The sequence below is a fragment of the Paenibacillus sp. XY044 genome, from assembly GCF_002257645.1.
In the GTDB taxonomy this organism is placed as follows: domain Bacteria; phylum Bacillota; class Bacilli; order Paenibacillales; family Paenibacillaceae; genus Paenibacillus_AQ.
The window spans coordinates 185,020-209,173 of record NZ_NQMO01000002.1 but is presented as its reverse complement, the minus strand read 5'-3'; the positions used below and the strand labels follow the sequence as shown (position 1 = coordinate 209,173).

24 protein-coding genes are annotated in these 24,154 nt (G+C 54.3%); 3 read left to right on the top strand and 21 right to left on the bottom strand.

Annotation, left to right across the window (positions count from 1 at the left end):
- Positions 1-9: 9 nt before the first annotated feature.
- The 3 genes from CJP46_RS09150 to CJP46_RS09140 form a co-directional block, all read right to left on the bottom strand.
- On the bottom strand, positions 10-300 hold the full coding sequence (locus tag CJP46_RS09150; RefSeq protein WP_143812947.1) for a hypothetical protein: 291 nt from the start codon (positions 298-300) through the stop codon (positions 10-12).
- A gap of 49 nt (positions 301-349) precedes the next feature.
- Positions 350-1,249: a formyltetrahydrofolate deformylase gene (purU, locus tag CJP46_RS09145; protein ID WP_094595306.1), complete on the bottom strand. Its 900-nt coding sequence runs from the start codon at positions 1,247-1,249 to the stop codon at positions 350-352.
- Between the two features lie 72 nt (positions 1,250-1,321).
- The gene (locus CJP46_RS09140) at positions 1,322-2,443 is read right to left on the bottom strand and encodes a deoxyribonuclease IV (protein WP_094595305.1); all 1,122 of its coding nucleotides are present in this window, start codon (positions 2,441-2,443) and stop codon (positions 1,322-1,324) included.
- Positions 2,444-2,566: 123 nt separating this feature from the next.
- On the opposite strand from CJP46_RS09140, the gene CJP46_RS09135 reads away from it, so the two are divergent.
- On the top strand, positions 2,567-3,037 hold the full coding sequence (locus tag CJP46_RS09135; protein ID WP_094595304.1) for a DUF2621 family protein: 471 nt from the start codon (positions 2,567-2,569) through the stop codon (positions 3,035-3,037).
- A 195-nt stretch (positions 3,038-3,232) separates the two neighbouring features.
- Positions 3,233-4,138 carry a TIGR01777 family oxidoreductase gene (locus CJP46_RS09130; protein ID WP_094595303.1) on the top strand — a complete coding sequence of 302 codons (906 nt, stop codon included), beginning with the start codon at positions 3,233-3,235 and terminating at the stop codon, positions 4,136-4,138.
- 16 nt (positions 4,139-4,154) lie between these two features.
- Here the strand turns inward: CJP46_RS09130 and CJP46_RS09125 are convergent, their stop codons facing one another.
- The 13 genes from CJP46_RS09125 to CJP46_RS09065 all read right to left on the bottom strand — a co-directional run bounded on the left by CJP46_RS09125 (position 4,155) and on the right by CJP46_RS09065 (position 17,245).
- Positions 4,155-6,317 carry an FHA domain-containing protein gene (locus CJP46_RS09125; RefSeq protein WP_256992275.1) on the bottom strand — a complete coding sequence of 721 codons (2,163 nt, stop codon included), beginning with the start codon at positions 6,315-6,317 and terminating at the stop codon, positions 4,155-4,157.
- Between the two features lie 58 nt (positions 6,318-6,375).
- Complete coding sequence (locus tag CJP46_RS09120) at positions 6,376-6,855, bottom strand: A24 family peptidase (protein WP_094595302.1); 480 nt, start codon at positions 6,853-6,855, stop codon at positions 6,376-6,378.
- 170 nt (positions 6,856-7,025) lie between these two features.
- Positions 7,026-8,057: a TadE/TadG family type IV pilus assembly protein gene (locus CJP46_RS09115; protein ID WP_143812946.1), complete on the bottom strand. Its 1,032-nt coding sequence runs from the start codon at positions 8,055-8,057 to the stop codon at positions 7,026-7,028.
- Positions 8,026-10,251, bottom strand: a complete 2,226-nt coding sequence (locus CJP46_RS09110) for a hypothetical protein (RefSeq protein WP_094596113.1) — start codon at positions 10,249-10,251, stop codon at positions 8,026-8,028. The genes CJP46_RS09115 and CJP46_RS09110 overlap by 32 nt, the downstream gene beginning before the upstream one ends.
- A gap of 32 nt (positions 10,252-10,283) precedes the next feature.
- Entirely contained in the window at positions 10,284-10,970 is a 687-nt protein-coding gene (locus CJP46_RS09105) for a TadE family protein (protein WP_256992274.1), read from the bottom strand.
- Complete coding sequence (locus CJP46_RS09100) at positions 10,951-11,139, bottom strand: Flp1 family type IVb pilin (protein ID WP_094595300.1); 189 nt, start codon at positions 11,137-11,139, stop codon at positions 10,951-10,953. The genes CJP46_RS09105 and CJP46_RS09100 overlap by 20 nt, the downstream gene beginning before the upstream one ends.
- Before the next feature lie 11 nt (positions 11,140-11,150).
- On the bottom strand, positions 11,151-12,023 hold the full coding sequence (locus CJP46_RS09095) for a type II secretion system F family protein (RefSeq protein ID WP_094595299.1): 873 nt from the start codon (positions 12,021-12,023) through the stop codon (positions 11,151-11,153).
- Between the two features lie 13 nt (positions 12,024-12,036).
- Complete coding sequence (locus tag CJP46_RS09090) at positions 12,037-12,816, bottom strand: type II secretion system F family protein (protein WP_256992273.1); 780 nt, start codon at positions 12,814-12,816, stop codon at positions 12,037-12,039.
- A 204-nt stretch (positions 12,817-13,020) separates the two neighbouring features.
- Positions 13,021-14,244: a TadA family conjugal transfer-associated ATPase gene (locus tag CJP46_RS09085; RefSeq protein ID WP_094595298.1), complete on the bottom strand. Its 1,224-nt coding sequence runs from the start codon at positions 14,242-14,244 to the stop codon at positions 13,021-13,023.
- A complete protein-coding gene (locus CJP46_RS09080) occupies positions 14,237-15,397 on the bottom strand; it encodes a P-loop NTPase family protein (RefSeq protein ID WP_094595297.1) in 1,161 nt (386 codons plus the stop codon). The genes CJP46_RS09085 and CJP46_RS09080 overlap by 8 nt, the downstream gene beginning before the upstream one ends.
- A 180-nt stretch (positions 15,398-15,577) precedes the next feature.
- On the bottom strand, positions 15,578-16,000 hold the full coding sequence (locus CJP46_RS09075; protein WP_256992272.1) for a thiol-disulfide oxidoreductase DCC family protein: 423 nt from the start codon (positions 15,998-16,000) through the stop codon (positions 15,578-15,580).
- A gap of 136 nt (positions 16,001-16,136) precedes the next feature.
- Positions 16,137-16,415 carry a hypothetical protein gene (locus CJP46_RS09070; protein ID WP_094595296.1) on the bottom strand — a complete coding sequence of 93 codons (279 nt, stop codon included), beginning with the start codon at positions 16,413-16,415 and terminating at the stop codon, positions 16,137-16,139.
- 410 nt (positions 16,416-16,825) lie between these two features.
- Positions 16,826-17,245 carry an organic hydroperoxide resistance protein gene (locus CJP46_RS09065; RefSeq protein ID WP_089549991.1) on the bottom strand — a complete coding sequence of 140 codons (420 nt, stop codon included), beginning with the start codon at positions 17,243-17,245 and terminating at the stop codon, positions 16,826-16,828.
- 238 nt (positions 17,246-17,483) lie between these two features.
- On the opposite strand from CJP46_RS09065, the gene CJP46_RS09060 reads away from it, so the two are divergent.
- Entirely contained in the window at positions 17,484-18,833 is a 1,350-nt protein-coding gene (locus CJP46_RS09060; RefSeq protein WP_094595295.1) for an Nramp family divalent metal transporter, read from the top strand.
- Between the two features lie 64 nt (positions 18,834-18,897).
- Here CJP46_RS09060 and kdpC read toward each other — a convergent pair whose 3' ends face one another.
- The 5 genes from kdpC to CJP46_RS09035 form a co-directional block, all read right to left on the bottom strand.
- The gene (gene kdpC, locus CJP46_RS09055) at positions 18,898-19,515 is read right to left on the bottom strand and encodes a potassium-transporting ATPase subunit KdpC (protein WP_094595294.1); all 618 of its coding nucleotides are present in this window, start codon (positions 19,513-19,515) and stop codon (positions 18,898-18,900) included.
- A gap of 123 nt (positions 19,516-19,638) precedes the next feature.
- Entirely contained in the window at positions 19,639-21,669 is a 2,031-nt protein-coding gene (gene kdpB, locus CJP46_RS09050) for a potassium-transporting ATPase subunit KdpB (RefSeq protein WP_094595293.1), read from the bottom strand.
- Positions 21,670-21,685: 16 nt separating this feature from the next.
- Entirely contained in the window at positions 21,686-23,365 is a 1,680-nt protein-coding gene (gene kdpA, locus CJP46_RS09045) for a potassium-transporting ATPase subunit KdpA (protein WP_094595292.1), read from the bottom strand.
- 68 nt (positions 23,366-23,433) lie between these two features.
- Positions 23,434-23,511 (bottom strand): K(+)-transporting ATPase subunit F, encoded by a 78-nt coding sequence (kdpF, locus tag CJP46_RS37510; RefSeq protein WP_373557986.1) that lies wholly within the window; start codon positions 23,509-23,511, stop codon positions 23,434-23,436.
- A gap of 141 nt (positions 23,512-23,652) precedes the next feature.
- Entirely contained in the window at positions 23,653-24,042 is a 390-nt protein-coding gene (locus CJP46_RS09035; RefSeq protein WP_094595290.1) for a hypothetical protein, read from the bottom strand.
- Positions 24,043-24,154 lie beyond the last annotated feature (112 nt).

Sequence of the window (24,154 nt, the reverse complement as noted above, 5' to 3'; positions counted from 1 at the left end):
TCTCTTCTCTCAGGCTTCTTTGGTCATTCTACTATAGGGATTCGGCGAAATTGGTAAAATATTTTCATAATTTTGGATAAATTGTCCGAACAGGGCTAATTCGACAAAAAAATCCCGCTCTATATAGAGCGGGATGGATATGCATACTGTTTGTTGCGCACGGCGATCCCTATAGCTCCATTCATTTACCCTATTGACGAACGCGATGGGGTCAAACCCTGCATTCACGTCACATCTTCCTGAAACTAATGAGCGCCTCTCGTACGCAAAAAGACTGTATTCACTTTTTCGATGATTCATAGACCCTGGCCGCCTTCGCTAATAATTCGCGCCAAGGATGCCAGTGGAGTTACCCGTTAAAAACGACCGTCTTGTTCTCGTGCACGAGAATACGGTCCTCGGTATGCCATTTCACTGCGCGCGCCAACACGACACGCTCGATCGTCCGGCCGATCCGTTTCAGCTCGCTGACATCGTCGCGGTGGCTGACCCGCTGAACGTCCTGCTCGATGATCGGTCCTCCGTCCAGCTCCTCCGTCACGTAGTGCGCGGTCGCCCCGATGATCTTTACCCCGCGCTGATACGCTTGGGCATACGGCTTGCCGCCGACGAAGGCCGGCAGGAACGAATGGTGAATGTTGATGATCCGGTTGCGGTAATGCTCGATAAAGAACGGCGAGACGATCTGCATATACCGGGCAAGGATAATCACGTCGATGTCGCCGCCCACGACCTCAAGCTGGCGCTGCTCCGCTTCCTTCTTCGTATCCGCCGTCACCGGAATGTGATGGTACGGGATGCCGAACGATTCGACGTATTCCTTCATATCCGGGTGGTTGCTGACCACCATGGCGATTTCGGCATCCAGGTCGCCGGCCTGCCACTGCCACAGCAGTTCGACCAGACAGTGGTCTTCTTTGGATACGAAGATGGCCAGCTTCTTTTTCCGGCTGACGTTATGAATCTTCCAATCCATCCGGAAGGTGGACGCCACCTCGCTGAATCGATTCTCCAGCTCCGGCAGTCTCGTCTCCAGTTCAGGCAGGTCGAACTCGACGCGCATGAAGAACATGCCGCCTTCCGGATCCATCGTATATTGGTCCGACTGGACGATGTTCGCACCGTGCTGATGCAGAAAATGCGATACCGCCGCCACGATTCCCGGACCGTCCGGACACGAAATCAGCATTCTTGCGCGGTTGGCGTGCGCACTTCCCGTGTTGCTTCCCTTTTTGACATGCAGTTCCATGTGTAAATCCATTCCTCTCTCTCGTGTTCTCTCTCTTGAACCCGTATGGCCCCTCTGTCATTCCATTCAGGTTTATGCCAAAATCCCTTTACCCGCAAACCAGGCGGTCAGGCGCAGATTGATCTGCTCCTCGCTGAGCTCAGGGAACAGTCCCGCTTCCATAATCATGTCATACAGGCGCTCCATCGGCTCGCGCGGATCGGCTTTCTTCGCCTTGGCATCGGTCTTCAGTACATTCCATACGTCCAGCACGTATTGGCGCGAATCGACCTCCTGTTTGTCAAAGAAAGAATGCAGCTGTTCAACCTGACCGAGGAACTCGGAGCCGAAGCGTTCACCGACATTGCCACGAAGCAGCGCAATCTCCACCTCGTACATCGGCCGCTGCGTCTTCGCATCCTTGCCGATCCACGGCGTTTCCAGAATGAACGGACGTCCTTGCAGCTTCTCATGATTAACAACGCGGTTGATGGCGTCAAAGCCGATCCAGCCCGATCCGATTGGCGTATGGCGGTCCTTGGCGGCGCCGCGCGGATTTTTGCTGTCATTGATATGAACGACGCCGATCCGATTCAGACCGATGATACGGTCAAACTCTTCCAGTACACCATCAAGGTCGTCCACGATATCATAACCGGCGTCATGAATGTGGCAGGTGTCCATGCAGATCGTCAGGCGTTCGTTTTGCTTCACCTTGTCGATCATGCGGGCGATTTCGTCGAACGTGCGTCCCATTTCCGTGCCTTTGCCGGCCATCGTCTCCAGCGCGATATGAACCTCCGTCTCGCTGGTTCCGTCCAGCACTTCATTCAGGCCGTCGGCGATGCGCTGAATGCCGTATTCGGCATCCATGTCGGTGTAGGCGCCGGGGTGCAGCACGATATTTTTGACCCCGATGGCATGGGTACGGCGAATTTCCTCTTGCAAAAAGTTTACGGCCAGCTCAAACGTATTCGACTTATAGGAGCCGAGGTTAATGATGTAAGGCGCGTGAACGACGATTTCGTCGATGCCGCTTTCTTTCATTAGGGCTTTGCCTTCTTCGAGATACATCGATTCAATGGGCTTGCGCCGCGTATTCTGCGGTGCGCCGGTATATATCATAAACGAACTCGATCCATAGGTGTCCGCTTCTTTGGTTGCCGTTAACAGTCCCTTGTCCGAAAAGGACACGTGAGAACCAATTTTGAGCATGGTTTATCCCCCTTAAACGAATTATCCCTTATTTTATCGTGTATAATGAAATAAATCTATAAATGCGTTATAATTCTAAAGAATGGAATATAACTGCGAGAAAAGATTTATAGAGGTGAAAATATGCATAGTTCACTGGGCACAAAGTTGCTGACTGCAACGACGCCGTCCAACACGTTTATGAATTCCATATTTGTGTGGGCCATCATTTTGCTCGTGTGCATGGTGATTGGCGGATTTTTCATGATCCGCAAATTTCTGAAGGTGCTGCCGAAGAACGACGGCAAGTCCAAGCTGGACTGGCAGAATTACTGGGTCGAAACCAGCCGGCATCTGTGGACGGACGAATCCAAGGCGTTTCTGGACAAACTGGTGAAGCCGGTACCGGGTCCCTTCCGGGATATCGCCAAGCATTCGATCGCAGCCGAAATCGGTAAAATTGCGGTGGAGAGCGGAGCCAAGGAAGTGTCGCAGGATCACTGCATCCAAGGATATATTAAAGCAACACCGAAACGGGACAATAAATTCCTGGTGGCCTTTCTGAACAAGAACCAGATTGACTATACGCCGTATAAGCATCTGATGGACAAATAATCCGCAGCCGGTCCTAGGTTTCAGGACTTCTCCGGAAATCCGGACCGGGAAAAAGAATAGCCCATATAGACGGAACACCCCCGTGCAGGAGTGCTGACATTGAAGAAATGGTTCATTTCGACAGTCTGATCTCTTGCCGGGGGTTATTTATTATACATAACACATGATGAAATCAACTTCGGAGGAGAAGGTATGATGAAAGTTGCCATTTGCGGAGGAACCGGGTTTATCGGCAGTGCGCTGTCAGAGCATTTGCTCCAAAACGGACAAGAGGTGATCGTCGTCACCCGCAAGCTTCCGCCCGGCCAAACCCGCGACCCTAGGCTGACCTTGTATACGTGGGATCAGATCGCACACCATCCCGAGTTGATGGAGGGCTTAGATGCGGTGGTCAATTTGGCCGGTTCTTCATTAAGCCAGCGGTGGACCGCCAAGGCGAAGGACAGCATCATCCAATCCCGCCTCACTACCGTGGATGCCATCGACAAGCTCGTTGCTGAGCTGCACAGCAAGCCCGGAGTCGTCATCCAGGCCTCAGCCATTGCCGTCTACGGTACTTCCTGGACAGACACCTTTGACGAAAACAGCCCGACGCGGGTAATGGATTTTCCTTCGGATGTCGTCAGCCAGTGGGAAGACGCTGCCGACAAAATCCAGGGCGTGCGGCTCGTCAAGCTGCGCATCGGGGTTGTGCTCGGAAATCAGGGCGGGGCCTTTCCGATCATGTGTCTCCCTTACAGACTGGGGGTTGGCGGCAAAATCGGCAGCGGCCGGCAGTGGCTGTCGTGGATCCATCTGGAGGACATCGTCCGGCTGATCGAATTTTGCATGACGCATCCGGCGGCCGAGGGTCCGGTGAACGCCACGGCTCCCGAGCCGGTAACCAATGATCAATTCGGACGAGCCGTGGGGCGTGCGTATCACCGCCCGCATTGGTTTCCGGTGCCCTCTTTTATGATGAAAGCCGTTTTGGGTGAACAATCCTTGATCATATTGGAAGGCCAGCGCATTCTTCCGGCCAAGGCGCTTGCGTTGGGCTTTGAATTCCGATATCCTCGCCTTCAGGAGGCACTGGACAACCTTTCCAGCGAGAAAGATTGAACGTCCACAACGCCTCTCAGGACACCTTGAACGTATAGACGCCGCTGACGATGGTGAAGGTGTCCCCGTCTTTCAGCGGGTACTCTTTGTAGGGCACCATCGGCTCCCCATGAAGCTTGGTTCCGTTGCGGGAGCCCAGATCCTTGATCAGGTATCCGCCTTCCTTGCTTCTGGTCAGCTCAACATGCGCACGCGAGGTGCCCGTGGAGGCCTCGACATACTGGGCAACCTCCTCCGACCTTCCGATCACAAAATGCGGCAGCATCAGCTCGATCCGTTCGGAGGGGTTCCCTTGCTCCCCTTCCCGAATCAGGTAATAGCCGGGAGCGCCAGAACGATTGTTTTTCCCGGCAGCAGTGCCATCCATAGGAACAGATAGAAGCACGGTGGCGTTATTCTGTCTGGTGCCAAATATCGCATGTCCTTCCCTCAGATCGGAATCGGAATCGTACTCGATACTTCCATCCATTCCAACATGATCTTCATCCGCACGCTCAACCCCGGCTGCATTCGTTGCTTCGAGGTGGCTCCACAAACGCTGCCGGATATCCGAATAGTCTTCCCGGATGGCCGCAGTCTCGCGTTCTTCCCGTCCGATCCCTGTTCCGCTCCTTTTGGAACCGGAGCCCACCGCAGTTAAACCCGCTTCGCTTGTCCCATGCCCTCCTCCCCTTAGTTCGATACCCGTCGATGCTGCAAGTAAATCCTGCGAAAACTTCCATTTCCAGTCCGGCTCGGTATCTTCCTTTCCATAACCGTCATCATCGCGCTCCTTCCGCCTACTGCCTTTACCAAACCATCCGGTCAGCTGCTCCACCTGAAACCGGGGGGTTCTTTTCCGGGAAGGTGCATGGCCATCATCGTCTATTTCACCCGACCCGAAGTCCGGAATTCCCCCCTCCATCGCTTGGTGCGAAGAACGTCCCAGCTTGAGCTTTCCTGTCGATCCAAGCCAAGCCGCCGCACCGAGCAAAACCGTCAATAGCACACTGATCAGCAGCGAACTTGTCGTGGGGTTCGGCATATAAATGATCCGCCAGATGACGGCAGCGCACAATGAGCCTCCCAAGGCAATATAGGTCTTTCCCGCAGTTTTTCCACTTGATTCAGACTCTTCGGTTGAATCTGATGCATCTTCACGGTCCTGGTTCCGGTTCCAGTGGTCAAACGCTTCCTGAAGTCCGCCCACTCCGGGAAAGGAGTCCCTTTCAAGACCCCGGCGGTCTGCCTGCTGCAGCGGCATGGATCGCAGCCGATCCCCTTCGGTTTCCCTGGCTTTGGTTCGTGCCGGATGAAAGTGGACTACACTGCCAACCTCTGAAACTTCTGCGGGGCGCATAGCCCTTGCTCCACTCGCAGGGTTTCTTACGCCATTCACAAATGAGAGAGGCTCATGCCCTCTCCCGTTTGCAGCGGCTGCCACCGCTGAACCTGTCCCGGACGAAACCGCACGCCTTCCACCATCTGCTTCTCTTACTCCAGTAGCCGACACACGGCTGCCGCCTAATAATCCTGGTCTGCTAGCCGGCTGAATATGGCCCCTGTACCCTTCTAACGGCTGAACGCCTCCCAAATGGTCAGCATATCCACGTTCACCATCCTCCTCGGCTGTCAGCAGCTCCAACAGGAGCCTTTTAAAGCCCGAGACCGAAAAGTCCTCGTCTCCCGTAAACTGCAGCAGCCTTTGAACACCGTTTCCCTTCAGCTCCTGCACCGTGGCCATCAGCCGCGTGATTAGCTCCTTTAACCTTATTCGAAGCGGCTTGGACTGGAATGGCTCCTCCAGTGGAACATAGGTAAAATAAAGCGTTCCCGAGTTGAGAGACCCCTCAACGAAAATGTAATCCTCGTCCAGCACATACTTGTCCGGTTGCAGCATGTAGGACTTACTGTCTTCCAGCGTCCCGGCCACCTGGCACAATAGCCCGTAATAATCCGGCATGCTGAGCTTCTCTCCCCTGAGCATATGGGACAGCATCTTCTTGCCTGTAATGTCATACTGGAGCGTTGCCCGAAGATCCATCTCCTTCATGCGCAGCGGAAGAAATCTTGCAATCCGGGAGGCCGAAATCATGGATAATTCAATACTGTTCAGTTCGTGGGGACTGTACCCTTCGGCAGGGCCAATGACCATAAAGGTTCCGTCATGTTGAATAAAGTCACGCGTCAGGGACTCCAAAACAGATGTTCACCTCCAAAAGCCTCTCTAGGAACTTATCTATTCGTAAACTGGAAGCTCAGAAATACATGCACACGCATATAAATCCGGGCAGCACCGCAAGCATAAAAGGAAAACGAAGCTGCTCTTTCCGATTTCCCTTCAAAACGGACAAGGTCCTTAATACAAAAAATCCGGACAGGCTCCCGGCGGCTTGGCGCAATCTCTTCATGGCGTCCCTCCTCCATAGGGAAATCAATAGCCCTATGATTCCTGCAAAGATAACGGAATAGACCACACACTGAACCGTAAACAGAACGCCCATCCAAGCGCCGATTCCGGCGAACAGCTTCACATCGCCCGCTCCGACTGCCCCCATCCAATACATGACGAGCAGAATCAGGAATCCGGCTGCCAGTCCTTTCCCTGCCAAAGCAAGCCCGGACCAGCCGTCCCAAATACCGTGGAAGGTAATTCCCGCGATAATCGCACTGAAATTAAGCTTATTCGGGATCTTCATCGTCCGGATGTCGGTCACAAAAGCGGCTGCGATCAGCATTGCACACCCATATATAGCTGGATTCACGGTATAATCGCATCCCCTTCCCACTCATTTTGTAGTTTTAATTTTATAATTCACTGCTCCAGCAACGAACCGAAATAGACATCGGGCTAATGAGGTTAAGCACAACTGATGAGTTCCAGTAGACCCCATTGAGGGTTTTACGCTTATCCCTTGACGACGGTAAACATGACTTCCAGCCGCTGTCCGTCCGATGTCGTGATCACAAAGGGCCAGGTCCCGGGCGTGGTGTTAGGTCCGACCCACCATTCCCATTCAATGGTTCCGTCCGCATCCGCCTGCTTTTCTCCCAAGTATTTGGCGGTGCTTTGGCCGCTTTTATAAAACACGGATAAATTCGCCGATCCGTTTGGAGCGATCTTGGCGCGAACCTTGGCCTTTTTGCCGACATAAGCGGGATCCGGCTTAGATAAAATGATGATGGAGGTGCGACCTTCACCATCCCCTTCCCCCTCCCCGGAGCCCTCTTCATCGGTCTCGCCGATCCACAGACGTTCCTGTGCTTTGGCCTGAATCACGATTTTCTTATTGATAAACGGGACCTTCACCGGCAGCTCATAGCTTACTTCAATACCAAAGTACGGATCCGTCCTTTTCTTAAGGTTAGGGATTTGAATGTTGGAAACATGAATTCGTTCGTAGCTTAGAAAATGGCTTTGCATCTGAGGCTTCAATATCGGTTTGATCATCGGATCGAGCACCGCCTCTGCCGTCTGATTTTTCAAATCCTGGAGCGGGGCTTCAGCCCGTCCCACCGCCTCATTCATCCATTCCTTCAGGGGGGACGGGAGAGCACCCGTATATTGGGACGCCCATTCGCTTAGGGACAGCTCGGGAACCGACCAGCTTCCGGAGTCACGCTCCTTGGTTTCGTCCGCCGTCCCTGCGGACGCATCTGGCTGGATGGCCAGGGCTACCGGATAAATATGAGAAGACACCAGCTTGACGGTATCCGAAACGGTGCTCTGCAGCGCCGTAGAAATGAGCGTCATCTGAACGATATAAATCAGAAAAATGACGAAGAACAAAAAGACGGGCAGCACCAATGAGGCTTCCAGGACGATGCTGCCCAGTTCCCGATCTCCACGCTTCGGAGAAGCCTTGGCGATAGCAAGAACTCTACCCCAACCCATTCGGTGCAGCCGATCAATAAGCAAAATCCGCTTTTTTCGTAACATAGTAACGGTTTCCTTCCACGTTGTCCGGACTGCCTCCGGCATAACCCGCCATCTGGATCACGCCGGGCAGAAACCACAGCCTCATTCCGATCCGGACTTCGCCGGACGCATACGTGGCGCGTTCTGCGGGATTAATTCCCGTATTCAGACGAATCAACGCCAGCATTCTGGACATTTTCTTCTCATTGTCGCTGTGGATCAGCAGGAACAATCTCAAGTAGTCCCGGTACGTCATTTGGATCTTGATGTAACTGGACAGCTCCACGGATCCTTCTTTGCAGAGCTTCACCATGTCAGCCAGGGCCATCTCTACTCCATACAGCAGAGCTGCTGCGAGCACGAGCAGCGGATTTCCCAGTTTGCTGTTCTTTACCAGCCCCTCCATCGTCCGCACCGCCAGCCGTGCGGCAAAAATTTCGGCATAAGCCGCTGATACGTTGCCCACCGGGTTATGAAAGCCGTACACGATGTACTCCAGTTCTTGATGGCTTACGCTCATTTCATCGGCAACTGCATCCCCAATCTGGCTTCCCGGATTTGCCGCCGTATCTTTCAGCAGCCCAAGGTCAAAATGGGTAAAATACAACGCGGCATATTCGTTCTGGAACAGCTCATTCTTAATACCCGACATCATCCCCGCCATGGATCCATACACCGAATCCGTCTGCCTCATGGCCGATTTGCCCGCATCATAAGGATCATGGTCAAGATCGGCTCCCTTATACTCACTGCCTGCATCTTCCTTATTAAAGGTCAAGCTATCGTCGTAATACTGCTGAAGCTCTTTGTATTCCTCATTGTGCTGCTTCACTTTCTGGTCCAGCTTATTAATGCTTTCCAAAATCCCCGCCGCTTCGGACAGCTTGGCCTTGCTCTGCTTCTCTTTTACTTTCCTCTCTTTGTCAGATCCCCTATGCTCTTGCAGCCATCCGGCCACTTGATCGAGCTTATTCCCGCTGCCTGAGATGGCGTAATCATGGGCATAACGTTCAGCGGCAGTTCGTCCCTGAATCACCTCATTTTTCATGCGCTCCGCACTGCCTTGGACTCCGGAAGACTCAGCAAGGGAAGATATAAGAGTAGGCAATTGGTTGTTAAGCGCATCATAATCCTTCTTTTGAGTCTCAATTACGGCATTCAATTCCTGAAGCAAACTGTCGGTCAGCAGCAGCTGGTCTATGCCGTCCCGGATGCCATGAATCGCCCCGGGATCGCTTTCGGAAGCGTCCGGTGTCGCCCCCGGAATCACGGCGCTTCCGACCTGATCATAGCCTTCGGTTCCGCCGCGTTTCCCGGCTTCCGCAATCACTTCCTTCATCTTTTCGTTGTTGCTTCGGGCTTCCTCCCAATACTCCCGGGCCTTCTGAATCTCCTTCGCATGGCTCTTGGCCGCCGAGGACTGGATGCCCTGCAGCCGGGTAATTACCTTTCCTGAGCTGCGGTTATATTCCCGGATCTCCGAACCGTACTGCTCCTCTTCGTCTTCGCCACGGTTTGCATCCTCATTAACCTTATCCACATAATCCGTATACTGTGCGGCAATATCAGCCGCGGTGATCACTTCCGATGATCCCAGCGATTGGTCCGGAATCGCCCCTCCGGCAGTGCTCATGATCAAATCCGGAGCATCCTTCAGGCTTTGACCAGCCTTTCTCTGGGCCGCCAGCATCTGATCAAGGGCTTCCTCGCGCTTGTCATACAGCTTCTGCAGCTTGCTCAGCACATCCACCGTGTCTGAAGCTTCCTTCATGGACTCGGATAGCGGTTTGAACCTGCTTACAAGTTCAAGAGAAAAGTCGATGGGCGCTTTATACTTCATCTCCTCACTGACTTCCCTATTAAAAATGTCATACTCCCCCAGCATCCGTTCCATCTTGAGCGATGAGGTGTCCAGCTGAAGCTGAAGCAGATCAAACCGATCGTTGCGGTCACCCTTGTCCATCGTACTGTTAAGCACGACCGCCATAATCTGATCGCCGCTGCGGCTGCCATATGCAAAGAGTCCGTACTTTTCCTGCAGTTCAGGGTCGTACGATGACATGACCGACCGAACCGCCGCACGGACCATCCGCTCACTCTGCGCCTTCATCGCCGCGATCCGGGCGTAATCGATAAATAATGCAACAAACGCAAAAATAAATGCCAAAGCTCCAATAAGAAAGATGGATACCGATCCACTATCCAAGCGTCTCATGCCGCACACACGCCATTCCTCCTTTCCGGGGCCTACGGCTTGCTTCCGGAAGCTTGAAGCTGCTCCAGCACCCCGGCCGCGTTTCCTCGATCGATCCCTTCGCCGGCATCATTCTTCTTGAACTTCGAGCCGTAGTATCTCATCAGGCTGATGCTGCGGATAAATTCCACCGGATCAACGACCAATGAGCTCCCGGAGGTTTGGAGCCCGCTCCCGCCGTCCAGCAAAGTATCGAGCGGATGGAGGGAAATCATTTGATTTAAGCTGGCAGTCACCTTCCGCTGCAGCAAAGCATTCTGATAATTCATTTCCCCCTGCATGCCTGCCGGAATCGCCGAGCCGGTTTTGCTCAGCTTGATCACTGGCAGCTCCCCTTCCGTGGAAGGTGTGCTTGGAACGGGTACCGTCTGCGAGTTTCCGGCCCCTGCCCAGCCGAACAATGCACCAAGCCATTGATCGTCTGTCATTCGCCAATACAGCGAGTCGTATTGATCGACCGGCACCGAACCGTCAAGCGCTTCTTTATGGCTGTTGTCCCAGCTGTAGGCCGTGCGCTCCGCAGCCGCTGACGCCGCCTGCTGCAGCATGCTCTGCTGGTAGATGTACAGGGACAGAAACAACAGGATCATGGTCGTGAACAGAACGACGGGCATGACGAGGGAGGCTTCCAGCGTAAAGCTTCCCTCACAGCTGCTTAACCTAGCTCGTAAATTCTTCACTTTTTTTGTTGACGTTAGCCAGCAGTTTGTTGATAAGCTCCATGATCTGTTTCTTAAATAGAAGCGCGATAATGAGGATCACGACGATAATCAGCAGCATTTCCAGCGTTCCGAGCCCCTCCTCGTCCTTCCACAATTTCTTGGCGCTTCCCCGTATCATTGTCAGCATATTTACTCCTCCTACATGTTCATCATCATAAAAGCCGGTGTGCCCACCAGCACAATCACGATCATAAAAATGACCATCATCGGAAAAACGAGCTTAGACGAAGCCTGCTCCCCGCGGGTCCGGGTTATAGCTTTGCGCTTCTCCCATAATCCCCGGGACAAATCGTTCAGAGCCATTGCAAAGTCGCTGCCCCCTCGCCGCAAATTAAGCAGCACGGCCGTCGTAAATGCAGATACCTCCTGCACGGCACAGCGCTTGCTAAAGTTTTCAAACGACTGCTGAAAGGAATATCCGCCTTCCAGATCATCGATCATCCGGAGCAGTTCCTTATAAAGCGGATGATCCCTTTGGGCTTCCTTCTGACGTGCACATCGCATGATGGCCTTCTGCACCGTCTCGCCGGCTCCGACGAGCAGGACGATCTTGTTCAGCAGCTCGGCCAACTCGATTGCAATATCCTGGTCCCGGTTATCGACCTTCGTGTGCAGGTCCTTAATCATCGCGGCCGGCAGCAGAATAGCCAGCAATCCTCCAATTATTAAACCTGTGTTCCCTCCGGCGGCAAGCGTCAGCAGGCAGCCAAGCATCAGCACAAGCCAGCTGTAACACATCATCTCGCCGGCATACAGCAGCGTCATCTCCACGCTGTACCGCTGCCCATGAATCTTCTGGATTGAGCGCTGAAGCCGGAAGAAGAAGAGCGGAAAACGCGCGGTCAGCTTGTACAGGTCGATGATATACAGCATGGGCCGCAGCACCGCCCTCAGCCGAATCCCTTCCATCGGCAATGTCATCATTCGCTTATACTTGTCGCCGCAGCGCCGGTTCTGCACCACCCAACCTCCCGCCAGCAGAGCCAGCATCACGGCTGCCAATAACTTCATGCCTACACCCCCTTCAAACCTTGATATTCATCATTTTCATAATCCACATCAGGCAGCCGGCCAGGCCCGCCAACGCTCCTGTCGAGATCACGATCCCCATCCTGCTGTACAGCGGCTGCATATAGTCTCCGGCCGTAAAGTTCATAAACAGCAGCATCAGGACAGGCGCAGCCAGCAGTGCCCTGGATTCAAATTTCTTTTGGGCGATCATGACTGAAATCTCCTGTTTGATGTCCAGCTTCTCACCGATCACGGTTGAGGTATGCCGGACCACCTCGACAAGGTCCCCTCCCGTGCGTTTACACGTCGTAAACACATCCGCAAAATTCGTAATATCCTCCATGGCCGCACGGCGGCTGAAATCATTTAAGGCATCCTCGACCGGTTCGCCGTATTCCATCCGTGCGCAAATAATGCCCAGCTCGGTAATCAGGTCATTCTCCGCATCCTGGTCGAGCATCCGCAGGTCCTGAATCGCCTCCCTAAATCCGTTCTCCACCGATTTGCCTGCAGACAGTGATGAGGACAGCGAATACAGCGCCTGCTTAAAATGAAGATTCATCGCTGTCCTGCGGCGCTCCAGGAGATGAGCCCTCCAAAACCGCGGAACGAGCAATCCGCCGGAAGCTACGATCAGCGCTACGAGCCATTGGTGATAGAACAAATAGCCGATTCCGAAACATATCACGCCCCCAATGGCAACGCATGCCGTGCGCTGGAACCCGTTCAGCTCATAGGTTCGGTAATCCGGAAGCTTCTTCCCCATAATTTCCGAAGGGGATGGTCTGTCCATGTTTTTCCTCCTCCTGAGGATGCCCACTGATTTCTTGAATACTGCGGCGTCCCGCCGGTCCCCGCTGTTCCCGGCCTCTTGCTGTCCACGTAACATCATTTCACCCCCTGGGGAACCACTCAACTACACAATGAGGCTTTACTGAGATGCTGCGCCAAGCACCCAGAAGTTCCCGAAATTTCATAACCTGAGACATCGTCCGTTTCACTTCTTTGCAGCGATACCCGCAGCCTGAAGCTTACTGCTATGAATCAATACGTTTCCCGTCGATTCCAGCTCCCCCTCCACCCTTCCCTCTTTCTCTCCGGTCTCCCGAAAACGAAACAGCGGGTTAAGAAGCACCTCGCCGTTCTCCAGCCCGGCCACCTCGCTGATTTCGGTTACCTTCCGCGAGCGGTCGCGCATCCTGGACAGGTGGACAAAAATATCGATCGCAGAGCTGATCTGCTGGCGGACGACCGGTACGGGCAGATCCGCCCCGCTCAGCACCATCGTCTCCAGCCGGCTGATCATATCCCGGGTGCTGTTCGCATGGCCGGTCGACAAGCTTCCGTCATGGCCGGTGTTCATCGCCTGCAGCATATCGAGCGCCTCGCTCCCCCGGACCTCGCCCACCACGATCCGGTTGGGACGCATCCGAAGCGAGGAGCGGATCAAATCCCGGATGGCGATTTCCCCTCTTCCCTCGGTGTTGGCGTTACGGGTCTCCAAAGCCACCAAATTGGGGACGGTAACAATTTGGAGTTCAGCCGAATCCTCAATCGTGATCACCCGCTCGTCCGATGGGATAAATTGTGACAAGGCGTTCAGGAACGTCGTTTTGCCCGAGCCTGTCCCTCCGCTGATGAAGATGTTGTACTTCCCCACCACCAGCTGCTGCAGGAACACGGCCGCCTCCTGACTGAGTGCTCTCCGGGCGATCAAATCCTGCATCGTCATCGGCGATTCGGGAAACTTGCGGATCGTCATCGTGGGCCCTTTCAGCGCGACCGGCGGCAGGACGATGTTGACCCGTGAGCCGTCCTTCAGCCTGGCGTCCACGATTGGCGAAGATTCGTTGACGACGCGGTTTACGCCGGCGACAATCGATTGGATCATGTCCTCAAGTCTCGCCCTCGACTCGAACTTCAGCGGCAGCCGAGACACCACGCCGTCCTGCTCTATAAAAATATCCTCGTGGCTGTTGATCATAATTTCGGTAATCGCGGGATTGTCCACTAAAGGCTGCAAAATGTCGAGCCCGCGGAACGAGTCGAAGATCCGCCGGATCAGGCTGCGCTTCTCCTGTGCCGTCAGCTCGCGAAGCTCCGGCCTCCTGAACACCGTCCGCTCGATATACTGCATCAGCTCCCGGTTATCCAGCGCTGAAGTCACGTCCAGTCCGGACCGGATTTCTTGGCGAAGCTCGCGGAACAGCTGCTCATCCATATCCTCTTACCCCGGAATCCGTGACGAATAAGTTTCCCAGAACGGATTTGCACAGCTTGAGAATATCCCGCTGGTAAATCGGCGAGCTGAGCAGCAGCTCTTCGTTGCTGTTCTGCTTCCAGGAAGGGATATTCGGCAGAACGCCGTCCACCTCCGGAATGAACGGGGGCAACTGATTTGTCAGCTGCCCGGTAAACCGGTTGACCACGTACCGGCTCTTCCCGGCAAGTTCGGCGAACAGCTCCGGCTGGCTCCGTTCCATATACGCAAACCACTGCCCGTTTTTGTACAGGTTGGCAATGTCGTCCAGCATCAGCCAGACGAGGTGGCGGCATCCTTCCAGGACGGCGGCCAGCCGTTCGTTCGCGCCGGAATCCGTGTCGGCAATCACCACATCATACCGGCCGCTGGCCGCAATGCTGTGGAGCAGCTTCCGCGTATCGGATTGGCCCAATTGTTCCAGCTCCTTCAAATTGGTGACGGGTTCGAACCAATCCGCACGAATTCCCGGATGATGAACGGTATACGGTCCCGGGGATACAAATGCCTGCGCATGTTTCTCCTCCTGGGCCGCTTTCAGCTCATACAGCATCCGTGGCAGCCCTTCGGCACTCTCCGCATTGCGTCCCGGTCTGGGAAAGATCCCGCTGCTGTTCACGGTTTCGAGGTTCAAATAGAATACCGACAGGCCGGCAGCTCCCAGTTGTTTGGCCATATTTACGGCAGCGGTCGTCTTCCCGCTCCCGCCCACGACGGAGACGAAGCCGATCGTCACGGCCTCCCCGTCCGTCACCGGCAGCGCATGCCGCTCACCTTCCTTCTGGCAAAATCCGAAAATGGACGCCATCAGCTCCGGAAGAGGCTGATATTTGGGGAGCACCGGTCCTTGAATCGAGGCTGCCTCTCCATGTCCGAGCAGGATCCAGTTCGGCGACTCGCTGTTCTTCCGGGCAAGCCAAGGTTCCAGAAAGGCTGCCTCTCCAACGACGGCGTCGGGCGTCTCCTCACCGTCCATATACTTCATGAAAGCATCCAACTTGGTGAATCCGGATATATGCAGCTTGTCTCCAAATTCGCTGCTGTGGACATAATGCAGCAGCCCCTCCAGATACTGCGCCTCCTTGACCGCAAGCGTAATTCGGTATGGTACCATCCCGATTGAATCCCTCCTCGTTTCAGAACAGCAAAAAAGCACCGTCCAACAACCCGCCTTGGCGGTTGTTAAACGGTGCTTCCGTTATTGGTAAGTATTTACTTAATTTAGAATTTATCACATTCGGACCGGAAACACAATACGATTTCGTAAAGAAAAACGTCTATCGTCGTACTGTTTTCACAAAAACCGGTCTCTAATCTCAGGCGTGGGCAGCAGGCAGGCCTCCTCCTTGCCGAACCAGCGGTACCGGTTGCGTGCGACCCAGCGGTAGATGACGTTCCGAAGCGCCGCGGGCACAACGATAAAAGCATACAGCAGCGGCCAAGGCTGCTTCAAGCGCCGCACGATACGCAAAGCCGCGGCAGACTCGGTGTAATAGCGGCCGTTTTCGATTAAAACGACAGTATTTAATGTTCCGACCGGAAGCCCTCCTTCACGGAGCAGTTTCTCTCCGATCTCGGACTGAAGTGAGGCAAAACGGAATATCCCTGCCGGATCCCGCTGGAGAATGAACTTGGTCAGCCCTTGGCATAAGTTGCAGACACCGTCAATCAGGACAATCGCTTCTTGCTTACCCGCGCTTCCTTGCTGCATGGTCATGGCGAGTCCCCCCTTACCTCCAGTATCTTCCTTATAGCCACGGAATTCAAGCCGCTAACCATGAAACATTACAATTACCCGTAAAAAAGAAAAAAGCACGGGATTCATAATCCCGCACCGTATCTCCTGGATGATATTATTGGGCAAGCGCCTTATCAATCCATTGGTTCTCGACGATTTGCTGTTCCAGCTCGCCTGTAAAGCTCTCCATGCATTTGCAAATAAAGTCTTTGCGGCATACAGGACAAGGAGTTTTCTGCAACCGGCTGATGTTAGTCATTTTCCATTCCGGAAAACGGTTATAGAACGCACGGCACTCTGTTCCGTCAGCCAGGTTGATAATGAATTCGTACAATCCGCTTTTTTCATTGCTGCTGGCTTCTCTGACGTTCGTAATGATCGGTCTGTAAGACATATGCATCACCCGTTTATTTAAATTTCTTGCCTCGGACCATAGTACGTAACAAGTACTTAGACATATTAAATGAATTTTATATATCATGTCAACAAAGAAGGGTATGTAATTCACGTATCCGGCCCCAATATGTCTCTACAGTACCGTTCACTTTCGCTTCCCTTCAATATAAAGGATGCCTAACAACCAAAGAAAATATCCAGAATCGAGCCAAACCGGCCCTTCTTTTTCCCTTCCAAAATATAATTCAAGCTAACCTCCCCTTTTCCTATGACGCCTAACTATTTTACTCCCGGGCGGTGAAAATCGTTCCAGGATGTCATGCCGAAAAAGGGTACGAAAAAAGCCGGAAGCAGCCGCCACCGCGTGGTGAAGCCCCCGGCTTTTGTTTTTGCGCATCTTGGTGATATTTAAATGACGTTCAGCTCCACATCGATATTTCCCCGCGTCGCTTTGGAATACGGGCAGAATTCGTGCGCTTTTTTCGCAAGCTCTTCCGCTTGTTCGCGTTCAATTCCGGGAAGCTTAATATCGAGACGGGCCGCAAGACGGAAACCGCCGTCGCTCTCGTCTTTCCCAATCATGACGTTGGAAGTGACTTCCACATCGTTCAGCTTCACGCCGGCCTGTCGGGCCACATTGGCCAGTGCGCTTTCATAACAGGCACCGTACCCGGCTGCAAACAGCTGCTCCGGATTGGTTCCGTTGCCGCCGGCTCCGCCGAGTTCCTTGGGCATACTGAGTTCATGCTTCAGGACACCATCGGAGGATGCGACCGAACCCTCCCGGCCGCCATGGACCGTTGCCGTTGCCGTATATAGAGCTTTCATGTTCATCGACTCCTTTTCCTGAATGTAACCTACCTTCATTAATTAAAGCGATCCTTTCGATTTGAAACGGGGTCCATCGGGTAATGGCGATTCGGAAAAGAGCACATCCTATTCTTGTCTTCCCCAAAAATAATTGTACAACCACATAAAAGTTTCCCTAGACAAACAAATTTGTATGAGTACAATGAATAGTAGAACATTTATTACATTACAATAATTTTAACAAGGTGTGATGCATATGAAAGACACCGAAATCATACATCCTTCCAAGTCCAATACGTGGGAGAAACCGAAGGAAAGAACTTCGCTGTCTGATGTAAACCAATCCATGAAGGTCCCGGTGAATGCCTCGACCTTCCGTAAATTTCTAGCCTTCGTCGGCCCCGGCTATCTGGTTGCGGTCGGCTATATGGACCCCGGAAACTGGGCAACGGATATCGCCGGGGGATCCCGGTTCGGATACTCGCTGCTGGCCGTGATCCTGCTGTCGAACCTGATGGCCGTCCTGCTCCAGTCGCTGTGCAGCAAGCTCGGCATCGTCACGGGACACGACCTGGCGCAGGCATGCCGGAGCCATTACAGCAAACCGGTCAGCATCGGGCTGTGGGTGCTGTGCGAGTTGGCCATCGCAGCCTGCGATCTGGCCGAAGTCATCGGTTCGGCGATCGCCCTGAAACTGCTGTTCGGCATTCCGATCCTGTACGGGGTGCTGATTACCGCCCTCGACGTCCTGCTCGTACTGCTGCTGCAGCATAAGGGCTTCCGGGCGATCGAGACACTCGTCATCGTGCTGATCGTGACGATCGGACTGTGCTTCGGGATCGATCTGTGGCTCTCCAAGCCGGATGCCGCCAGCATTCTCACCGGGTTCATCCCGACGGCCGATCTGGTGACCGATCACCAGAAGCTCTATATCGCGATCGGTATCCTGGGAGCGACCGTTATGCCGCACAACCTGTACCTTCACTCATCGATCGTGCAGACCCGGCAGTATGATAATACCGACAAGGGCAAGCGGGAAGCCATTAAATTTTCCGTGTGGGATTCGACGATCGCGCTGACGCTCGCCCTGTTCATCAACGCGGCGATCCTGATCGTATCGGCGGCGACTTTCCACAAGGCGGGCATGACCACCGTCGCCGACATCAGCGATGCGTACCATCTGCTGACACCGCTGCTCGGTACAACGCTCGGAAGCATTTTGTTCGCCGTCGCCCTGCTGGCATCGGGCCAAAACTCGACGCTGACCGGCACGCTCGCCGGACAAATTGTCATGGAGGGCTTCCTGAACCTGCGGCTGCCATCCTGGCTGCGCCGGCTGATCACCCGGATGATCGCCATCATCCCGGCGGTCATCGTGACAGCCATCTACGGAGAGCGCGGCACCGAAGATCTGCTCATTCTAAGCCAGGTCATCCTGTCCCTCCAGCTGCCGTTTGCGGTGGTTCCGCTGGTCAAGTTTACAAGCGACAAGAAGATTATGGGCAAGTTCGTCAATCCGGTTTGGGTCAAAATATTGGCCTGGGTCGTGGCGGCTTTCATCATTGTCCTGAACGTGTACCTTCTTGTTCAGACCATTTTCGGATAATAGGAACGGACACGAAGAAAAGCCCCGTATCTCATGGACTCCATGGATACGGGGCTTTTCATTGTCAGGACTTGCCGAGCTCACTCAGGGCCAAATTCAGCTTCAGCACATTGACCCGCTTCTCGCCGAATACGCCGAGGTCCCGGCCTTCCGTGTACCGCTCGACGAGACGGTTCAGCTCATCGGCCGAAACACCGCGCAGCTTGCTGATCCGCGGTACCTGGGCTTTGGCTGATTCCGGCGTAATATGGGGATCAAGCCCGGAGCCCGAGTTTGTGATCAGGTCCACCGGAAGCTCGCTGACCGGTACGTCCGGGTTGTTCTTTTGCCAATCTGCGATCGAGGCTTGAACCCGTTTCAGCAGCTCGGGATTAGACGGGGCATAGTTGTTCGATCCCGAACCTTCCGCCTGGTAATCAATGCTGGAAACCCGCCCCTGGAAGAAGGATGGGTCCGTAAAGGACTGGCCGATCAGCTCGGAACCCACGACCTTTCCCGTGCCGTCCTTTACCATGCTGCCGCTCGCCTGGCCTGGGAAGATCAGCTGGGCCAGGCCTGTGCTCACCAGCGGGTACGCAATCCCGCATAGGACAATCAGCACCAGACTCGAGCGCAGCGCGACACCCCACAAGGAACCCTTCCACTTTTCTTCGCCGACCGCCGTCGTCACCGTCGTTTTCATATCGTATCATCCCTTTTTCGTAATCTATCTCTTATCAAATTGATTGAGCTAAAGTTTGCTTTGAGCTTCCTGTTATAACAGCCCTATGCAGCCTGTAACATTCATTTCTTTAGTTCATTCCATCTAAATCCACAGATGAACCACCTGGTCAATCAGCTTGATGCCGATAAATGGCGCAATCACGCCGCCAAGGCCAAAGATCAGCAGGTTGCGGCTCAGAAGTCGCGACGAGCTTACCGGCTTGTAGGCCACCCCTTTCATCGCCAACGGAATCAGCAGCGGAATAATGACCGCGTTGAAAATCAGGGCGCTCAAGATCGCCGAAAGCGGCGAGCCGAGCTTCATCACGTTCAGCACGTTCATTTCCGGGATGGCGGCCATGAACATGGCGGGAATGATGGCAAAATACTTGGCCACGTCGTTCGCGATACTGAACGTGGTGAGCGCGCCGCGGGTCATGAGCAGCTGCTTGCCGATCGCCACGACCTCGATGATCTTCGTCGGGTCGGAATCGAGGTCGACCATGTTGGCTGCTTCCTTCGCGGCCGCCGTACCGCTGTTCATCGCGAGCCCAACGTCGGCCTGAGCCAGCGCCGGCGCGTCGTTCGTGCCGTCGCCGGTCATGGCGACCAGCTTGCCTTCGGCCTGCTCGCGGCGGATGACCGCGATTTTGTCCTCCGGCTTGCTCTCGGCGATAAAATCGTCGACGCCCGCCTCCCGTGCGATCGTAGCCGCAGTCAGCGGGTTGTCGCCGGTACACATGATCGTCTTGATCCCCATCTGCCGGAGCTGGTCAAAGCGTTCCCGCATGCCGGGTTTGACCGTATCCTTCAGATGAATCAGCCCGTATATGCGATTGTCCACGGCGATTGCCAGCGGTGTACCGCCTTCCGACGCAATTTTATCGGATTCCGGATCCAGATCTTCCGGAATCGTTCCGCCTTGGGCCAGTACCCAGCGCTTCACCGCGTCCACCGCCCCTTTCCGGACATGCCGTCCGTCGGTAAGGTCGATGCCGCTCATCCGCGTCTCCGCCTTGAACTCGATAAACTCTCCGGCAGCCGCCGCTTCCGGATGCACCTCCACCGACTGCTTCTTCACCAGCTCCAGCACGGAGCGGCCTTCCGGCGTCTCGTCTTTAACCGAGCTAACAGCCGCCCAATAGGCCGTTTCTGCGTAGTCTGCACCACCGACCGGGATGAACTGGCTCGCCATCCGGTTGCCAAAGGTAATCGTGCCCGTTTTATCCAGAATGATCGTGTTGATGTCGCCGGAAGCCTCGACGGCTTTCCCCGACATGGCCAGCACGTTGAACTGCGTAACCCGGTCCATGCCCGCAATGCCGATGGCGGACAACAGCCCGCCGATCGTCGTCGGAATGAGACACACGAGCAGTGAGATCAGTACCGGGATATCCAGCGAAATACCGAAGTGCTTGGCAATCGGTGCCAGCGTCACGACCACGATCAGAAAGATCAAGGTCAGCGTCGTCAGCAGCGTGTTAAGCGCAATTTCGTTAGGCGTCTTCTGCCGCGCGGCCCCTTCGACCAGCGAAATCATCCGGTCGAGGAACGATTCGCCCGGGTCGCTTTTGATCATCACCTTGATCTGATCACTGACGACGCGGGTTCCCCCCGTGACCGAGCTGAAATCGCCGCCGGCTTCTTTGATCACGGGTGCCGATTCGCCGGTAATCGCCGATTCGTCCACCGATGCGAGGCCTTCGATGACTTCCCCGTCCCCCGGGATCATTTCGCCTTGAGAAACGATGACGACGTCGCCTTTGCGCAGCTCGGTCGAGCTGACGACTTTGATTTCGCTGCCCACAATTTTGTTCGCGGTCGTTTCTTTTTTACTCTTCTTGAGCGTATCGGCCTGGGCCTTGCCCCTGCCTTCCGCCAGCGCCTCCGCGAAATTCGCGAACAGTACCGTGAAGAGCAATATCAGGAAGACGGTCAGATTAAACCCTATCCGTCCCTCGGTATGAAAATACGAGGGGAAAAGAACCATCAGCAGCACCACGAAGGTGCCGACCTCCACGACGAACATGACCGGATTTTTCATCATTACGGCCGGATTCAGTTTCATAAAGCTGTCTTTCAGCGCCTGTTTGGCAATGCCGCCAGACAGCATACTTTTGCGTTGTCCGCTCATGACTTGCTCCACCTCTTTAGTTATGTGTTAAAAATTCGGCTACCGGCCCCAAAACGAGGACCGGAAGGAAAGTCAGCGCTCCGATCAGCAGCACGGTTCCGGTCAGAATGCCGGCGAACAGCTTGTTGTCGGTCCGGAAGGTGCCTTGGGTTTCGGCGACCTTCTGCTTCACCGCCAGCGAACCCGCAACGGCAAGCAGCGCGATAATCGAAATATATCGGCCGAGGAGCATCACCAGACCGGTGCTGACGTTCCAGAATACGGTATTGTCCCCCAGTCCCTCGAATCCGGAGCCGTTATTCGCTGCCGAGGAGGTGAACTCATAGAGCGACTGGCTCAAGCTGTGATACGAAGGATTTGAGAAGGCGTCGGTTCCCAGATGCGTCATAAACGAAATCGCCGTCGGCGCAAGAATAATGAAGGGATGCATCAGGATCGCCACCGCGATCAGCTTCATCTCCCGGGCTTCGATCTTCCGCCCCAGAAATTCCGGCGTCCGGCCGACCATCAGGCCGCAGATAAACACGCCGAGGATCGCGTACATGATCATATTGACGAAGCCGACCCCCTTACCCCCGAACACGACGTTCAGCATCATTTCAGCCAGAGGCGCCAGCCCTCCCAGCGGCGTCAGCGTATCATGCATGTTGTTGACCGACCCCGTCGTTGCGGCGGTGGTGACGGTCGTGAACAACGCGGACTGCGCGATGCCGAAGCGCACCTCCTTGCCTTCCATGCTGCCGCCCGAGCCGTTGATTCCCAGCTGGTTAATCAGCGGGTTGCCTGCTTTTTCCGAGAAATACGTCAGGCACAGGAACGCTACGAACAGTGTCATCATGACGCTGAAAATCATCCAGCCCTGCTTCTTGTTCCGGGCAAACCGTCCGAACGTATAAGGCAGCGACGCCGAAATCGTCCACATGCTAAGAATTTCGATCACGTTGGACAGAGGGCGCGGGTTCTCGAACGGATGGGCCGAGTTGACCCCGAAGAACCCTCCCCCGTTGGTTCCCAGATGCTTGATCGATTCCAGCGAAGCGATGGGGCCAAGCGGAATCTGCTGCACGCCGCCGCCCAGCGTTTGTACGGCCCGCATCGGCTCCAGCGTCTGCGGCACCTTGAGTCCGACCAACACCAGGGTCACGATGAGCGCAAGCGGCAGGAACAAGCGGACATGCGCCTTGATAAAGTCCTCGAAGAAGTTTCCAAGCCCTTCACCTCTGCGGGTTATGCCGCGCATAAAAGCAATCGCGACGGTCAGGCCCGAGGCCGCCGAGGTAAACATCATCATCGTGATGACGATCATTTGGCCAAAATAGGACATGCCGCTCTCTCCGCTGTAATGCTGGAGGTTCGTGTTCGTCATGAAGCTGATGACCGTATTGAAGGACAGGCTCGCCTCCATATTGCCAATGCCGCTCGGGTTAACCGGCAGGGCGCCCATCGTTCTGAGCAGAATATAGCTGACGGCTACCATAAAAATATTGGTTGCGATCATGCTGAGCGCGTACTTTTTCCAATTCATGCTGCCCCGCTGCTTCAGTCCGATGATCCGGTACAAAAATCTCTCCACGCCGTCGAAGATTCGGTCCGTCCGGTTCGGTTCATTGGAGAAAATATGGTATACATAAGTGCCCACCGGCTTCACGAGCAGCAGGAGCACGAAGATCACGATACAAATTTGCAAAATATCCAAGGTTGGCTTCCCCCTCTAACGAACATGTTCTGCTTTTGCCCCTTGAGGCTTACAGATTTAAAACCCGGTTAAAATTTTTCCGGATGGATCAAGGCGTAAACCAAATAGACAAAGATAAGAACGGCGAATGCTCCAACGACAATCATTGGTCCTTGCCCCCTTCTTCCACCACTCGCCCGCACCAATGAAGAAATAACAAGAACACACCGTAAGTGGCAGCGAGCGCAAGTATCATATATACATCCATCATCGTTTCCGGTCTCTCCTTTGCATGTTTGAACTCATCTTTATTTCAATAAAAATCCGACTTCGCCGTTTAAGGTATAAATGATGTGATCGGCTCCAAGCCCCCGGTAAATGCCGGGTGAGCCGCCCCTTTGCGTAATGACATATACCGGTTCCGACGTCCAGGGACGACAGATTTGCAAATAGCGGCAGGTCAGGTTGAGGCTGCTTTCAAACAGAAAGATTTTGCCGACCTCCATCTCGGGCACCACCCAATCCACCGCATTGTTCGTATTCAGCCGGATGATCCGCTGCACTCCCATTTTTCTCAAGAGTCGTTCCTCCTGGGCACTGTTGGTCAGAACGGCAAAAGGCCTTTTCCAAAACATCAGCAGCTTGATAAAATTGCGTCCCGCCTCGTTCGGCGCGGTCACGATGACGACGTTGTCCATTTCGAAGGGCTCCTCCTATGCGGCAGCCGCGTATACGCAAAAGAAGCCGCAGGGAAAGAAAGACCTTTCCCGCGGCTTCTTGAACCTGGGCGAATATACACGCCCTCTATTC